This is a genomic window from Thermosynechococcus sp. JY1331, from assembly GCF_031583475.1.
Lineage (GTDB): Bacteria > Cyanobacteriota > Cyanobacteriia > Thermosynechococcales > Thermosynechococcaceae > Thermosynechococcus.
Window position 1 is genome coordinate 157245 of record NZ_CP134180.1, and the last position, 15488, is coordinate 172732.

Sequence of the window (15488 nt, forward strand, 5' to 3'; positions counted from 1 at the left end):
AGGCCTCAACTGGCAGAGAACGTCAGCAAGAAATGTTAACTTTTGTAACACTACTGCCAGCGGTTGCTGCCATAAAAGTCTTGAGCGATCGCCCACCCGCCAGAAACAGAGGGATAGCTGTCTTGATAAGATAGGAGAGGTGCAGGATAGTCTTTGCCAACAACCGAGAAAAGGAGGCCCGCCATGGCGACCGAACGACGGGTGGCACGGGTAGCAGAATTAATCAAACGGGAAGTGAGCCAGTTGTTAATGTATGAAATCCGCGATGAGCGCGTGGGGGCGGGCATGGTCAGTGTCACCGATGTGGAAGTTTCCGGTGATTTGCAGCACGCCAAGATCTTCGTCAGTATCTACAGCACCGATGAGGTACGGCGCTCAACCATGGCCGGCTTGAAAGCGGCTTCAGGCTTTGTGCGACGGGAATTGGGGCAGCGCATTCGCCTGCGGCGGACACCGGAGGTCGTCTTTATTGAGGATCGATCGCTGGAACGGGGCAGTCGCGTTCTTTCGCTACTGAATCAAATTGGGCAACAGCAGAGTGCTGCAGAGACTCCTGAAACAGCGTCTTAGGTGCGGCTTGGTCTTGCGGGAACCGATGCAGTAAGGTAGTGCCTCGGCGGTAGGGAGGAGCTTTTGCTGCGCTGGGGAGGTGCCAGTAGGGTTTTCAGGATCACAAAGGCCGCAATGCCAATTAAGAAGTAACCAAAGCCCTGCTGAAGTCGCTTGGCAGAAATGCCGTGACTGAGATAGCTACCGATAACAGAACCGCTAGCGGCGGCTAAGGTGAGGGTCAGGGTTAAGCGGGGATCCAAGCTAACCGTGCCCAGATAGCCCCAAACCGCAGCCACGGAATTGGCGGTGATAATCAGCAGTGAGGTGCCGATCGCCTGCCGCATTGGAATTTTGCCCAATAAAACAAGGGCAGGCACAATGGCAAAGCCCCCACCAACCCCCACCAACCCCGTCAGAATACCCACACCAATGCCTTCGGTGGGTAGCCACAGCCAACAGTACTTACAGACTGGAGGAGCATAGAGCTGGCTCTCAAGGGAACGTTCCGGCGGGGTGAGTTCAGGGGCAGGGGGACGCTGTTGCCGCCGAATCATTAAAATAGCCGCCACCATCATGGCAACGGCAAAAAGTAAGAGTTGCACCGTATCGGTAATCCAAGGCAAGGCTGCCAGTCGTGCCCCAAGATAGGCACCCATCATGGTTGCCGAACCAAAAATCAGTGCCAGACGCAAATTAACGTAGCCGCGCCGCCACTGGGGAATGACTGCCAGTAAACTGACGCTGCCGACAATCACAAGCGTCATCGGGATCGCGACCTTGGTTTCAATGCCCATGACATAGACCAGCACTGGCAGGGCAAGGACAGAACCGCCGCCCCCCAATAGACCCAGACTCAAGCCGATGGCGATCGCCAGCCCATGCCCTATCCAGTAGCTCAGCATGGGTTATTTCACCTGTGGGCGATTGAAGGGCAGCAGTGCCAAAACCCGCGCTAGGGCACAGGTACCGGTGACACCGGCAAAGACCAAACCGGCACCGACAAAGCCCGACAGGAAGAAGAATCCCGGATTGACGGTAAAGCCCAAGATCACTCCCGTGAGAATCAGACTGCCGGCCACAATTTGCACCTGCCGCATCAGGCTGATGGGCGCACTAACCGCACCCGTGATCGGATAGCCCCCCTGTTTCCAGCGTTGAATGCCCCCTTCAAGGTTTTTCAGATTTGCGAACCCCCGACTGGCAAGGATTTCGCAGGCCATGCGCGATCGCCGGCCAGATTCACAGTAGAGCACCACCGGGGTGTCAGAATTACAGGCGGGTTCAAGTTCCTTCACATTGGCCAAAGGACAGAGCAGCGCTCCCGGAATGTGGGCATTGTTGTATTCGCTTGGCTCCCGCACATCAATGAGCAGTACCTGCTGGCGTTGCAGGGCATCGTGCAGTTCAGCCGCAGAAATGAGGGGAGACTCAGTCGTTGTTGTGGTCATCGTCGTTGGTTCTCAAGTGGTTACTCAAGGTTGGCTAGACAGGAGCGATCAGGGGTCAAAGGACTAGACGGCAGCGGCAACCATGCCACACTGTTGGTTAGCGGGCACCGCTTCCATAATTTTCTTAGGATCCGGCAAGTTCAGGTTGGCCATGAACTCAATGAACTGCTGGCGATCGCGACCGACAAAGCGGGGATTAAAGCGTTTTTCTTCACCAATGGTGGAAACGGTGTGACCGCGATAGTCATGGCCGGGATAGACCAATGTGGTGTCTGGGAGCGTAAAGAGCCGCTGTGTTACCGCATCGTACATTGCGCCTGCATCGCCACTTTGGAAGTCAGTGCGCCCACAGCCACGGATAAAGAGGGAATCCCCCGTCAGCAGGTGGGTACCATTCACGAGGAAGGCCATGTGGCTATCGGTGTGCCCCAAGGTGGCGATCGCCTGAATCGGAATGCTACCGACGTGAATCACTTCACCGTCTTTAATATAGCCATCGGCGCAGTCCACATGGGCATTTTCGGGCACAAGGGTTTTGCAGCCTGTGCGTTCGCGGACTTTGCCCGCCCCGGTAATGTGGTCGGCGTGGACATGGGTTTCGAGGCAGTAGCGCAGTTTCAACCCCAATTGCTCAATTAACTGCACATCCCGATCCACCTGCTCAAGGACACTATCCACCAAGGCGGCCTCACCCGTGGCTTCATCGGCAATCAGGTAAGAATAGGTCCAAGTGTCGTAGTCAAAAAGTTGGCGAAACAGCATAACGGACTCCTTATGGGGTATCGCGTGAGGGGACTCGTTCAGACTTAAAACGGTGACGACTTTAGCCTAGTCAATCTAAATATAATTTTATAACTATCTAGTAAATAAATGTCAAATGCCCCCTAGTCCCATTCCTGAGGCAACAGACCCATTTACGATAGGAGAAGGCGGTTTAGAGCACTGGGGATGTCCACACTACAGCAAATTACCCCTTGGCAGCGGGTCACAGAGGAGCTAACAGCCATTGTCGGCAAGGGGAGCGTCATCAGTGATGCAGCAGAAGCCCTTGTGTATGAGTGCGATGGGCTATCCATGTATCGGCAACGACCCAAACTGGTCGTGCTACCGCAAACCACTGCCCAAGTCTCTGCCATCCTCAAGGTGTGCGATCGCTATCGGATTCCCTTTGTTGCCCGCGGTTCAGGGACAGGGCTATCGGGGGGAGCCTTACCCCACACTGAGGGGATTCTCATCGTCACCTCCCGCATGAACCAGATTCTAGAGATTGATCTGGCCAACCAGCAGGTGGTTGTGCAGCCAGGGGTAATCAATGCTTGGGTAACGCAAGCCGTTGCCGATCAGGGCTTTTACTATGCCCCGGATCCCTCCAGTCAAATTATTTGTTCCATTGGCGGCAATGTCGCTGAAAACTCTGGGGGCGTCCACTGCCTGAAGTATGGCGTGACCACGAATCATGTGCTGGGACTGACGGTGGTGTTGCCCAATGGTGAGATTGTTGAACTGGGGGGTGCGGCTCCAGAAATGCCCGGCTACGATCTCATGGGTGTCTTTGTTGGCTCCGAAGGGACGCTGGGAATTGCCACAGAAATTCGGCTGCGGATTCTCAAACAGGCGGAGGCGATCGCCGTGCTATTGGCGGACTTCACCACGATTGAAGCAGCGGGAGAAACGGTTTCCGCGATTATTCGGGCGGGGATTATTCCCGCTGGCATGGAAATCATGGACAACCTCAGTATCAATGCCGTTGAGGATGTGGTGGCCACCAATTGCTACCCCCGCGATGCTGGCGCCGTACTCCTAGTGGAAGTGGATGGCCTAGATGCCGAAGTGCCCATTTTGCAGGAGCGCGTCACACGCATTTGCTATGAACAGGGGGCACGCCAAGTTACCGTGGCCACAGAGGCTGAAGATCGCCTCCGCCTTTGGAAAGGGCGCAAAGCGGCTTTTGCGGCTGCTGGTCGTCTCAGTCCCAATTATTTTGTCCAAGATGGGGTGATTCCTCGCAGTCAACTGGCCACCGTCCTCAAGGAAATTGAACAACTGAGTCAGCGCAGTGGCTATCGCATTGCCAATGTTTTCCACGCTGGGGATGGCAATCTGCATCCCTTGATTCTCTACGATCAGGCAGTGCCGGGCGCCCTTGCCGAGGTGGAGGCTCTAGGCGGTGAAATCCTCAAGCTCTGTGTGCGCTTGGGGGGCAGCATTTCCGGTGAACACGGGATTGGTAGCGATAAGGCCTGTTTCATGGGTGAGATGTTTAGCCCAGCAGATTTAGAAACGATGCAGCAGGTGCGCTCCGCTTTTGATCCCAAACGCCTTGCCAACCCCGAAAAGGTGTTTCCCACACCCCGCACCTGTGGCGAAGCCGCCCATCAACTTCAAGATTTTGCCGGTATTGAGGCCTTTTAGCAAAATGAGTGCAAAAATTCCAGTCACGATTATCACGGGTTTTCTAGGGAGCGGTAAAACCACCCTAATTCGGCAGTTGCTTCAGAATGCAGCGGGCAGGCGCATTGCCGTGATTGTGAATGAATTTGGTGATGTCGGTATTGATGGCGAACTTTTGCAGTCCTGTTGCGATCGCACAGCGGGCATCTGGGAACTCACCAATGGGTGCCTCTGTTGCACAGTGCAGGAGGAATTTTTGCCCACCATGCAAACCCTCTTGGCACGGCGGCAGGAGATTGATCACATTGTCATTGAAACCTCTGGACTTGCCTTACCCAAGCCGCTCGTGATGGCTTTTCGTTGGCCGCAGGTGCGCCATGCCGCAACCGTCGATGGAGTGGTGACAGTGGTAGATGGCGTTGCCTTGGCAGCCGGTCAAGTGAGTGCTGATCTGGAGGCGCTCTTTGCCCAAAAGGCAGCCGATCCTAGCTTGGCGCATGAGGACACCCCCCTTGAGGAACTCTTTAACGATCAACTGGCCTGTGCCGACTTGGTCATCCTCAGCAAGGCGGATCAACTGACTCCCGATCAGGTAGAGCTGCTCATCGCTGAACTGCGCACTCAATTGCCCCCACGGATTAAGCTGCTGGCGGCTCACCAAGGACAGGTGCCGGCGGATCTGCTGCTGGGATTTAATGCAGCGGTGGAGGAAGACTTGGGGCAGCGACCCAGTCACCATGATTTTGAGGAGGATCATGAGCACGATGCAGAGATTCAAGCCATTTGTTTAGAGCTGGGCAGTTGCGATCTTCAGCGCCTGCGGCAATCCCTAGAGCGCTTGCTGCAAGTACCTGACATTTACCGCATTAAGGGATTTGCGGCCATTGAGGGCAAACCCATGCGTCTGGTGGTGCAAGGGGTGGGTCAACGGTTAGACTTGTTTTACGATCGCCTGTGGCAAGTGGCAGAGCCACGCCAAACCCGTGTGGTGGTGATTGGTCGTCAGTTGGATCAACAGGAGTTGCTGTCCCATTTTGGCTAGGAGGCTATGGCCAGCCTTGAGGATGTCATTGACCGCCAACTGCACCAACTATTGGGTAGCAGGGCAACGTGGTTCATTGATATCGGCGATCGCCACCTCAGCATCTGGGTTGAATCGACCACTTTAGAGCCAACAGATTTAGATCGCCTATCTAGGTGGGGCAAGACCCTTTGGCAGCAGTGGCAACGGGGTAGTGTTCTGATTTTTGCTGCTGAGCCTCGTCAACCGTTTCCCTACTGGTGGACATCTTGGTCTGTTGCCTCAGCCACACCGCAGGCCACTCAAATAGGTGAAACGACTGCGGGCGATCGCTTTATTATCTGCGGCCTTGGCAGTTTGGGGCAATTTTGTATCCAAAGTCTGCGCCGCTTTGCCGGTGAGCATTTGGCTCTAGAGATTCGTGCCATTGAACGCCACGCCAACATTGAGTGGGAAATTCCGCAGTTGACGGAGTTGCTCAGTGAACCTGTGATCATCGGTGATTGCCGGCAGGAGGCGGTTCTGAAAGTGGCTGGGATTGATCGCTGTCGTACCTTACTGGCGGTGACCAGTGATGAGGCCACCAATATTGCGACGGCGATTGTGGCTCGGCGCTTAAATCCCGATGTCCATCTTGTGGTGCGCTCTAGTCGCGATAATCTCAATGCCCTCCTAGAGAAAAAACTAGGGAGCTTTGTGGCGCTCAATCCTACCGAACTACCAGCTCCTGCCTTCGCCCTTGCAGCCCTTGAGGAAAATATCCTTGCTGCGTTTACGATTGAGGGGCAGCAGTTTCGCGTCTTTCAACAACCCATCACCGCCGACAGTCCTCTGGTGGGTACCCCTGTCCATCGCTGGCAACGCCGTCACCAACGCCTCATTAGTGTGCGCTCGTGCCATGCCCAATCCTCAATCTTCCAGCCAACGCGCCCCCACCGCCTCTTTAACCATTGGCCGCCGGATTTGTGCTTTGCGGTGGGCGATCGCCCGATTTGGATTGAACGGGTAGAAGTGGTGAAATCCTTGCCCATCCCTGACCCCAATCCCATCCAGCGCCGCATTCAGCAGGTGCGCCAACTGCCTGAGCAGGTAGAACAATTCTGGCAGTGGCTCCATGGCGATCGCTCTCGTGAGTTGATCTTCAATGGCCTTTGGATGGGCAGTGGTCTGTGGCTTGTGACCGCGATCCTGCTGCGCTACAACGTCCCCGAACTCACATGGCAAAAGGCCTTTGCTGCCGGCTTTATTCTCCTGCTGGGGGGCTTTGGCGATGTCTTTGGCGGGCTAGAAAACGATCCGATTCCCCCTTGGCTGCTGGTGGTCTGTATTTTGGTGGCGATCGTCAGCCTCCTCTTTATTGTCGGTGTCTTGGGACTTTTGGCGGAAAAGCTGCTGCAAGCGCGGTTTGACTTTCTCAAGAAACGTCCCCCCCTGCCCACGGCGGATCACGTGATTGTTGTTGGCTTAGATCGCATTGGTCAACAGGTGGTGCAAATCCTACGTGCCTTCCGTCAACCCCTTGTGCTACTGGTGGACAACCCAGAGCAAACTCAGCTTTTTGAAGACCTGCCCATGCTCCTTGGCAACATTCCAGAAAAGCTTCCCCAAGCCCATTTGGAGACCGCCAAAAGTGTGGTTCTCACCACTGCCGATGAAATGTTGAACCTAGAGGCAGCCCTCATTGCTCGTCAAGCCACGGAGCAGCGGGAATCCCCCATTGGGTTGGTCATTGGCATCTATGATCCCAGCCTCACTAATGATCTGCGGGATCTCCTACCGCGTGCCCGCCCCCTCTGTGCCTATGCCCTTGCTGCTGAGGCCTTTGCCGGTGCCGCCTTTGGCGAAACAATGTTGGGTCTGTTTCAAATTGACCAGCAGACGGTACTGATTGCCGATTACACCGTTACTGCCGGCGACACCCTTGAGGGCAAGTTGATTGGTGAGGTGGCCTATGGTTATGCAGTCATCCCCATTTTCTACAATCGCCATGAGCAGTTTCTCGGCGGTGAGATCAGTCATCAGTTTTTGCCCAGTGATACGCTGCAACTCACGGTGGGCGATCGCCTGATTGTTTTAGCAACCATTGATGGCCTACGGCGCATTGAACAGGGCAAAATGGCGCCCCGCCGTCTCTGGCGGCTTTGGGTCGGTCATCCTCGCAACGCGGAAGCTGCCCTAGAAATTGGCAATCTGATCACCAAGATTACGGGTCTGCCCCTGCCGCGATCGCGCACCTTTATCCAGCAACTGCCTGCGACACTGACTCTTGTACTTTATGAACCCCAAGCCTTTCGCCTCGGTCAACAATTGCAAGCCCTCGCCCCCGTGCGCCTCTTTCCCTTGGTGGATCAGGAAACCGCGTAGGTGAAAATCGGCTTCACCTTTTCACCCCAACCGATGCCATGGGGGAGGGCTCATGCGTTTGTTGTGTTGGTTAGGACACTATGCGCCGTCAGCCCCTCTATCTTGAAGGCACAACCATTGGCACAGCGGCGTTAATGCCACACCGTAGGTTCTAGTTTCTGAGCCTCTTATTGATACGGGATGATCGTTGCCCTTAGCTTTTGTAGTATCTTTGGGAATTCTAGCCCTCAGGCTAAGATATTGATTAACAATCGTCAATTAATCTAAGTTGTTCCCATGAGTGGTAACCGTCAGCACCATCTACTCAACATTGAGGACGAAACAGGTAAGCGCACGATCCCTTTGGAGGCGGCAACCTACTCCATTGGCCGCGATGTCACCAATGCGATCGTGATTCATGGTCACGGTGTCTCACGGCAACACGCGCTGCTGCTGCGGATTCCTTCACCAAATGGCTATCGCTACCGCGTCGTGGATGGCAATGCTGAGGGTAGACCCAGTGCCAACGGTATCCTAGTGAATGGCCAGCGGGTGCAAAGTCATGAGCTAAAAGATGGAGATGAGATTAACTTTGGCGGTTCCGTTAAGGCGCACTATGCCACTGTGTCCATGGGGGAGGCGGAGTTTATCAAGTATTTGAAGAGCGTCAACTATCACAGCATTAAGGCCGTGCCCATGACCTCAACGATTACCCAAGCTGAGGAAGGTGCAGACGATAAAAAATCAGAAGAAGAAACGGAATTTAATGCCACGCCCCCATCGCTGCCAGCCAATGCTACCCCAGCGTCAGCACCCGCCCCTAAATCCTCTCCCCCTTGGTTACTGATTGTTGGCGGCATCGTCGTTGTTCTTTTGATCGCGGGAATTGGCGTTGTGATCATAAATCGACCACCTGCCCCCCAACCGGAAACTCCCACGCAAGTGCAGTGATGGCCTATTCCCAAAACTTAGCTCCTGCCCTAAACTCAATCTGGCAGCCGCAACCAACGGCGGATGGTTCTTTTACGTTTTTTTCTCCAGAGTTTGGCGAAACGTTCCATAGCCTTGGGGGAGCGCGTCAAGAAGCCTTTGAAAAGTTCGCGATCGCCACCGATTTGCCCCGCAAAGCCCAAGCGTCTCATCTGCGCCTTTTGGACATCTGCTATGGTTTGGGCTACAACACCGCCGCTGCGTTAGAGGTGATTTGGCAGCACAATCCCACCTGTCAAGTTACAGTTATTGGCTTAGAACTGGATCTGGGCGTTCCCCAAGCAGCCTTAGCAGTCATGCCCCCTTGGCCAGCATCGGTTCAAACGATTCTTGAGGGATTGGCTCAGCAACAGCAGGTGACCACCCCCCACTGTGAGGCACAGCTTTTAATTGGGGATGCTCGCCAAACCATTCAAGAGCTTGTTCGCCAAGGATTCCAAGCAGATGCCATTTTTCTTGATCCCTTTTCACCCCAGCGCTGTCCGCAACTCTGGACAGTGGAATTTCTGCGTCTGGTGGCTCAGTGTCTGGCACCAACGGGGCATTTGGCCACCTACTGTCGTGCCGCAGCCGTCCGTGCCGCTTTACAGGCAGCGGGGTTACACATTGGAACGCTACCACTTGTTGCCCCCCAGCAGAGTCATGAGTGGGCACAGGGCACCGTGGCTCGCTGGCAAGCCGATCAGCTTATTCCGCTGTCGCTGATGGAGCAGGAACATTTGCAAACCCGTGCGGGTATTCCCTACCGCGATCCCCACCTGCGGGATAGTGCGGAGATGATTCGATCGCGCCGCCAAGCGGAGCAACAAACCGCTAACCGTGAATCCACCAGTCGTTGGCGACACCGCTGGGGCATTACTTAGGGCGAGTATAGGCCACCTTGAGACTCCACAGCAGCAACCCCAAGGTCATCACAGAAATCAGCGCCCCCCACAGCCAATAGGGGAGCCAGAGGTACCGTTGGAGAAGCCCTGTATCGGAAAGCTGCCCCCCCGGCATGGCATAGGTAAAGAGGTAGTCCACCTGCTGAAATGTGCTAATACAGGCTTGCACCCCAAGGAATTGAATCGAAATCCCCTTGAGCCAGCGATTGCCGCGATAGGCCACCAGCAGAATGGCAATCCCCACCAATGTCATGAAGACAATGCCAAAGAGCGATCGCACCCACAGCAGCACTGAGGCGAGAATAATGATTCCTAGGGCTTTGAGGCAAATATCTGTGGCGCGATGAGAGCGGCTCGACAAAATAAAGACACTGCCAGCGATCGCGGGTCCTAGAGGTCCGCCAATGGCGACTAAGCCATGTCCCAAATTGCCCAGCAGCACCTCGCCCCCATAGCGCGCAAATCCTGAACCACTGGGATAGATGACTAATTCGCGAAAGTAGCCCCCCAACAGAATCGCCGTGAGGCCATGCCCCATCTCGTGGAACCATGTGGCCAAGATTGTAAAGGGATACAGCAGATAGTTCCCCAAGGGAATCTGCCAAAGAAGAATCGTGACAAGGGCGGCGATCGCTAGCAGCAGTGCCGAACGAGGTTTCTCAGGGTCTGAAATATCCAGCGGGGTAGATTTGGGGTCTGGACGATAGCCAAACATACGCTCCCCAGCATGGATTACCGCTTCGGTGCCAAAAACATGATCATATTGCGCCCCTCTTGCTTGGGTGCCTGCTGCACTTCGGCCACCGCTTGCAGGTCATTGGCCATACGGTTGAGGAGTTCTTCGGCTAGGTGGGCGTGTTGAATTTCCCGCCCGCGAAAGGTCACAGTGGCCTTCACCTTGTCTCCAGCCTTAAGGAAACGCTCGGCGCGGTTGATGCAAACGTTGTAATCGTGTTCTTCGATTTTGTAGCGCATCTTCACCTCTTTGACATCGGAGGTGTGCTGCTTTTTGCGGGCTTCCCGCGCCTTCTTCTCCTGCTCAAAGCGAAACTTGCCGTAGTCAATAATTTTGCAAACGGGTGGATCTGCCTTGTCACTGACGAGAACAAGATCAAGCTCCTTTTCACGGGCGATCGCGATCGCCTCTTGAGACGACATAATCCCCAATTGGGAACCATCACTATCCACCACCCGCACCCGAGGAAAACGGATGCGCTCATTAATCATGGGTTGTTCTTGCTGTGTTTTCTTGGTAAGAGCCACTGGTACCTGTACTGTCGTTGATAAAGGTTGGTGCAAGGACTGTCCTAGCCTCTAAGGTGAGCCAGCAATGACCCCCTGCCCCTTGCTCTACATCTTAGCGGAGGATTGCCAATAGGAGCTATTCTCGATTTCGCCTAGATACACAGAAACTAATTATTAAAGCAGCACTCGCCATAGGGGCCTCTAGGCTAGACTGAGGATATTTATTGCCCACTCTGGGTGACATTGTAAGGTCTGAGGTATGGTGCAACGGCAACTGTTCACGTCAGCTCTCCTAGGCAGTCTTTGCTTCCTTGCTACCGCCTGTGGCCAACCAAAGGCAACGGCTCCCCCACCAGCGGCACGGGTGAAACTTGCGGCGGTTCAAACGGAAACCCTTTCGCAAACCGCTGTTTACAATGCCTCTTTGCAATCCCGTGAGTCGATCACGCTACAACCCCAAGTTTCGGGTCGAATCGCCCAAATCAATGTTCAAAACGGCCAGTTTGTCACTCAAGGCCAGCCCCTCATTCTTATTGACCCCTCAGAACAGCAAGCCGTTGTGGCCAGCAATTTAGCCGCAATTCAATCTGCCCAAGCCAATGTAGAGAATGCCCGCTCGATCCTCCGCGCCCTTGAAGCCCAGCGCCGCTCCAATCTGGCCACCGTAGAGTTCAATCGGATTCAAGCGCAACGCTATACAGCACTCTTTGAAGAAGGGGCTGTTTCCAAAGAACAAGCGCAATCCTTCATCACCAGCTTTCGCACTGCCCAAGCAGCACTCCAACAAACCGAGGCGGATATTCGTGCCCAACAGGCTACCATTGCCCAGTTAGAAAAAGCTCTCTTGGCTGCCCAAGCCAATGCCCAGCAGCAGGCCGTTGTCCTGAATTGGTTTCAGGTGCGTGCTCCCTTTAGTGGTGTTGTCGGCAATATTCCCCCCAAAGTGGGCGATTTTGTAACGCCCCAAACCGACCTCCTTACCCTGACTTCAAATCAACCCCTAGAAGTCTATATCCAAGTGCCCATTGAGCAAATCCCCCGCATTCGGATGGGGACGCCGGTGGAATTAATAGACATGAATGGCAATGCCGTCGGTACGAGTTCTGTCTTTTTCATTGCCCCCAATACCACAAACAATACCCAAACCATTTTAGTGAAAGCGCTCTACGACAATACGCGGAATAATCTCCGTGCCGATCAACAAATTCAAGCCCGCATTATTCTCGATCAGCAACCGGGGATTTTGGTGCCGACCACGGCGGTATCCAATCTTGCCGGGCAAAACTTTGTCTTTGTGGCCGAAAAAGACGCCGAGGGCAAAATGATTGCCAAACAAAAGCCCATTCAAGTGGGGGCAATCCAAGGAAATAGATATCAAGTTTTTGAAGGCCTCAAACCGGGAGAGCAAATTGTTGTCTCGGGAATTCAGCGCTTGCGCGATGGTGTGCCCATTACTCCTGAGTCCTAAAAGAGCATGATTAGCGATTTTTTTATTAAGCGCCCGGTTTTTGCCACGGTTTGTTCTCTGCTGATTATTTTGGTGGGGACGATCGCGCTGCCAACGCTGCCCATTGAGTATTACCCTAACGTTACACCGCCAACAATTCAGGTGTCTGCCAACTATGCAGGTGCCAACGCTGAAACCGTTGAAACGAATGTCACCACGATCTTAGAAACGCAAATTAATGGCGTGGAGGGGATGGATTACATTGACTCCACCAGTGACAGCTTTGGCAACAGCAATATCACGATCACCTTCACTGAGGGCTATGACCAAAACATTGCAGCGGTGGATGTGAATAACTTAGTGGCATCAGTCACCTCCCAACTGCCACCAGAGGTCATCAACACTGGGGTAAATGTCAGCAAATCCACAAATCAGATTGTTTTGGCCTTAGCCCTATACCCAGGGGAGGGATACAACTACGACGCCACATTCATTAGTAACTACGCGACCCTCTACGTGGTGCAACCCCTGCAACGTCTGAACGGGGTAGGGCAGGTTCAGGTCTTTGGTCAACGCACCTATGCCATGCGGATTTGGCTTGATCCCAATCGCTTAGCCAGTCGCGGTCTGACGGCTCAGGATGTGGTGCGTGCCCTCTCCGATCAAAATGTCCAAGTGGGAGCCGGGATTATTGGTGCCCCCCCAGCACCAGAGGGACAGGAGTTTCAAATTTCCATTCAAGCCCAAAGTCGCTTGGCCTCAGAAGAAGAGTTTGCCGACATTATTATTCAGCGCGGCGACGATGGTTCTGTGATTCGCATTCGCGATGTCGGTCGCACCGAGCTAGGGGCACAAAACTACAACACCAACTTTCAGTTTGATGGCCGTGACGCCGTTGGGATTGGTATCTATCAACTCAGTGGTGCTAATGCCCTCGACATTGCCCGCGCTGTCGAAGCGGAGATGGCTGTTTTAGCTGAGAAATTTCCCCCCGGTCTGAAGTGGAGCGTGGGATTTAGCACCACGGATGCGGTACAGGAATCAATCAAAGAGGTGGTCATTACACTCATTGTAGCCATCATCCTTGTCATTGCCGTGATCTTTTTGTTCTTGCAGGATTGGCGTGCCACGATCATTCCCTCGATCACGATTCCCGTTTCCTTGGTGGGCACCTTTGCCTTTATGAAGGCTTTTGACTTCTCAATCAATAGCTTGACCATGTTTGGTCTGGTGTTGGCCACGGGGCTGGTGGTGGATGATGCCATTGTGGTCGTGGAAAATGTCACCCGTCTCATGGAAGACGAGGGCATGACCCCCCAAGAAGCTGCCAGTCGCTCGATGGAGGAAGTGACAGGGGCACTGATTGCCACCTCGTTGGTAATGATGGCGGTCTTTATCCCTGTGGCCTTTTTTCCGGGGGTCACTGGGCGGCTCTATCAGCAGTTTGCTTTGACGATTGTTTTTGCGATCGCCCTTTCTACGTTTAATGCTTTAACCCTCTCTCCCCCTTTGTGCGCCCTGCTCCTGCGGCGGGAACGCCCCCCGATGGCGAACTTTATTTTGTTTCGCTGGATTAACCGCTTTCTCGATACAATGCGGCGGGGCTATGAACGCAACCTGACTGTGGTCGTGCGCCTAAAATACTGGGTGCTGGCAGGCTTTGTGGCACTGCTGGGGGTGACCTACGGGCTATTTCAGATTGTTCCCGGTGGCTTTGTCCCCCAAGAGGATCAAGGTTATTTTGTTACCCTTGTGCAATCGCCTCAGGGGGTGTCCCTCGAATACACGAGCAATATTGTCTTCAAAGCAGCGGACGCGATCGCCCAAAATCCAGTGGTCGAACATACCTTTGCCATTGGCGGCTTTAGCTTCTTCGGCATAGGTTCAGACAAGGGGATTATCTTTACGAGTCTCAAGCCTTGGTCACAGCGGCCAACCCTTGATCAGTTGCTGCCCCAGTTTCAGAAGGCCGTCGTGGGTGAACTCGGAGCAGTGGTGTTTTCATCCAATGTGCCGACCATTAACCTTGGTGGCAGCGGCCTTGGCGGCTTTGATATGCAGGTGATGGATCAGCAGGGTATCGGCCTTGAAGCCCTTGCGAGTTCAGTGAACGAGCTAATCCTCAAAGCCAATGCAACCCCCGGCCTTGTGTCAGTGAATACCCCCTTTGCCATTAATGCCCCCCAGTTAAATGTAACGGTCGATCGCACCCGCGCCCTTGCCTTGGGGATTCCCCTCAAGGACATTTTTAATGCCATGCAGATTTACTTGGGGTCGTTATACGTTAACCAATTCACGATTTTTGCCCGCAGTTACCAAGTGATTGTGCAGGCGGATAAGCAGTTTCGCGCGAATCCCGATGACATCAACCGCATCTATGTACGCTCGGAGCAAAATGCGCTCATTCCCCTCAGTAATCTTGTCACGATTGAACAGGTCTCGGCACCGCCGATTATTTATCACCATAACTTGTTCCGTTCGGCGGAGGTGACTGGTCAAAATGTGCCACCCCTCAGTGATAGTCAAGCGATGATGACAATGGCATCCTTGGCTCAGGAGGTTCTCCCCAATGGCATCGGCTATAGCTGGACGGGGTTATCCCTAGAGTCCACCCGCTCCGCAGGCCAAGCACCGTTGATTTTTGGCCTTGGTCTCGTGTTTGTGTTCCTCGTGCTCTCGGCGCAGTACGAAAGCTATATTGACCCCTTGATCATTATCCTTTCGGTGCCTTTGGCGATCATGGGCGCTTTGTTGGCACAGTGGTTGCGGGGGCTGAGTAATGATGTATTTTGCCAAATTGGTTTGGTGATGCTGATTGGCCTCGCCAGTAAGAATGCAATTCTGATTGTGGAGTTTGCCAACCAAATTCGCGAAAGCAAGGGCACGTCCATTGTCAAGTCGGTGATCTATGCCGCCGAGGAACGGCTGCGCCCCATTTTGATGACGGCCATCTCCTTTATTCTGGGCATCTTCCCGCTGGTCATTGCTACGGGTGCTGGGGCAAAATCCCGTCACTCCTTGGGAACAAGTGTCACAGGCGGCATGCTTGCAGCCACATTTCTCAGTTTCTTTGTGGTGCCGATCATTTACATCCTCATTAAGGAACTAGTGGCGCGGCTGACCAAGGAGAAGCTTGAGGAAGCAACCCCAACGGAGTCTTAACTTAC

At 53.9% G+C, this 15488-nt stretch carries 14 protein-coding genes; 8 read left to right on the top strand and 6 right to left on the bottom strand.

Annotation, left to right across the window (positions count from 1 at the left end):
* Positions 1 to 50: 50 nt before the first annotated feature.
* Positions 51 to 185 (bottom strand): hypothetical protein, encoded by a 135-nt coding sequence (locus RHJ31_RS00770; RefSeq protein ID WP_302676998.1) that lies wholly within the window; start codon positions 183 to 185, stop codon positions 51 to 53.
* Here RHJ31_RS00770 and rbfA point away from each other — a divergent pair.
* Positions 184 to 570 carry a 30S ribosome-binding factor RbfA gene (rbfA, locus tag RHJ31_RS00775; protein WP_149820016.1) on the top strand — a complete coding sequence of 129 codons (387 nt, stop codon included), beginning with the start codon at positions 184 to 186 and terminating at the stop codon, positions 568 to 570. The two genes, RHJ31_RS00770 and rbfA, sit on opposite strands and share 2 nt — an antisense overlap.
* Here the strand turns inward: rbfA and RHJ31_RS00780 are convergent.
* The 3 genes from RHJ31_RS00780 to RHJ31_RS00790 form a co-directional block, all read right to left on the bottom strand.
* The gene (locus tag RHJ31_RS00780) at positions 567 to 1454 is read right to left on the bottom strand and encodes a sulfite exporter TauE/SafE family protein (protein WP_302676999.1); all 888 of its coding nucleotides are present in this window, start codon (positions 1452 to 1454) and stop codon (positions 567 to 569) included. The genes rbfA and RHJ31_RS00780 overlap by 4 nt on opposite strands.
* A 3-nt stretch (positions 1455 to 1457) precedes the next feature.
* Positions 1458 to 2000 (bottom strand): rhodanese-like domain-containing protein, encoded by a 543-nt coding sequence (locus RHJ31_RS00785; protein ID WP_302677000.1) that lies wholly within the window; start codon positions 1998 to 2000, stop codon positions 1458 to 1460.
* A 63-nt stretch (positions 2001 to 2063) separates the two neighbouring features.
* A complete protein-coding gene (locus tag RHJ31_RS00790; protein WP_024124642.1) occupies positions 2064 to 2762 on the bottom strand; it encodes an MBL fold metallo-hydrolase in 699 nt (232 codons plus the stop codon).
* Positions 2763 to 2948: 186 nt separating this feature from the next.
* On the opposite strand from RHJ31_RS00790, the gene RHJ31_RS00795 reads away from it, so the two are divergent.
* The 5 genes from RHJ31_RS00795 (at position 2949) to RHJ31_RS00815 (ending at position 9608) form a co-directional block, all read left to right on the top strand.
* Positions 2949 to 4412 (top strand): FAD-linked oxidase C-terminal domain-containing protein, encoded by a 1464-nt coding sequence (locus tag RHJ31_RS00795; protein ID WP_302677001.1) that lies wholly within the window; start codon positions 2949 to 2951, stop codon positions 4410 to 4412.
* 4 nt (positions 4413 to 4416) lie between these two features.
* On the top strand, positions 4417 to 5433 hold the full coding sequence (gene cobW, locus RHJ31_RS00800) for a cobalamin biosynthesis protein CobW (protein WP_302677002.1): 1017 nt from the start codon (positions 4417 to 4419) through the stop codon (positions 5431 to 5433).
* Between the two features lie 6 nt (positions 5434 to 5439).
* A complete protein-coding gene (locus RHJ31_RS00805) occupies positions 5440 to 7776 on the top strand; it encodes an NAD-binding protein (RefSeq protein WP_302677003.1) in 2337 nt (778 codons plus the stop codon).
* A 276-nt stretch (positions 7777 to 8052) separates the two neighbouring features.
* On the top strand, positions 8053 to 8706 hold the full coding sequence (locus tag RHJ31_RS00810; protein ID WP_302677004.1) for an FHA domain-containing protein: 654 nt from the start codon (positions 8053 to 8055) through the stop codon (positions 8704 to 8706).
* Positions 8706 to 9608 (top strand): tRNA (5-methylaminomethyl-2-thiouridine)(34)-methyltransferase MnmD, encoded by a 903-nt coding sequence (locus RHJ31_RS00815; protein WP_302677005.1) that lies wholly within the window; start codon positions 8706 to 8708, stop codon positions 9606 to 9608. Before RHJ31_RS00810 ends, RHJ31_RS00815 begins: the two co-directional genes overlap by 1 nt.
* On the opposite strand, the gene RHJ31_RS00820 is transcribed toward RHJ31_RS00815, so the two are convergent.
* On the bottom strand, positions 9601 to 10344 hold the full coding sequence (locus tag RHJ31_RS00820; RefSeq protein ID WP_302677006.1) for a M50 family metallopeptidase: 744 nt from the start codon (positions 10342 to 10344) through the stop codon (positions 9601 to 9603). The genes RHJ31_RS00815 and RHJ31_RS00820 overlap by 8 nt on opposite strands.
* Positions 10345 to 10361: 17 nt before the next feature.
* Positions 10362 to 10856, bottom strand: a complete 495-nt coding sequence (infC, locus tag RHJ31_RS00825; protein ID WP_225901679.1) for a translation initiation factor IF-3 — start codon at positions 10854 to 10856, stop codon at positions 10362 to 10364.
* Positions 10857 to 11133: 277 nt separating this feature from the next.
* Between infC and RHJ31_RS00830 the strand changes: the two genes are divergently transcribed.
* Both RHJ31_RS00830 and RHJ31_RS00835 read left to right on the top strand, forming a co-directional pair.
* Complete coding sequence (locus tag RHJ31_RS00830; RefSeq protein WP_206200649.1) at positions 11134 to 12342, top strand: efflux RND transporter periplasmic adaptor subunit; 1209 nt, start codon at positions 11134 to 11136, stop codon at positions 12340 to 12342.
* A 6-nt stretch (positions 12343 to 12348) separates the two neighbouring features.
* Entirely contained in the window at positions 12349 to 15483 is a 3135-nt protein-coding gene (locus RHJ31_RS00835; protein WP_302677007.1) for an efflux RND transporter permease subunit, read from the top strand.
* The last annotated feature ends 5 nt before the right edge of the window (positions 15484 to 15488 follow it).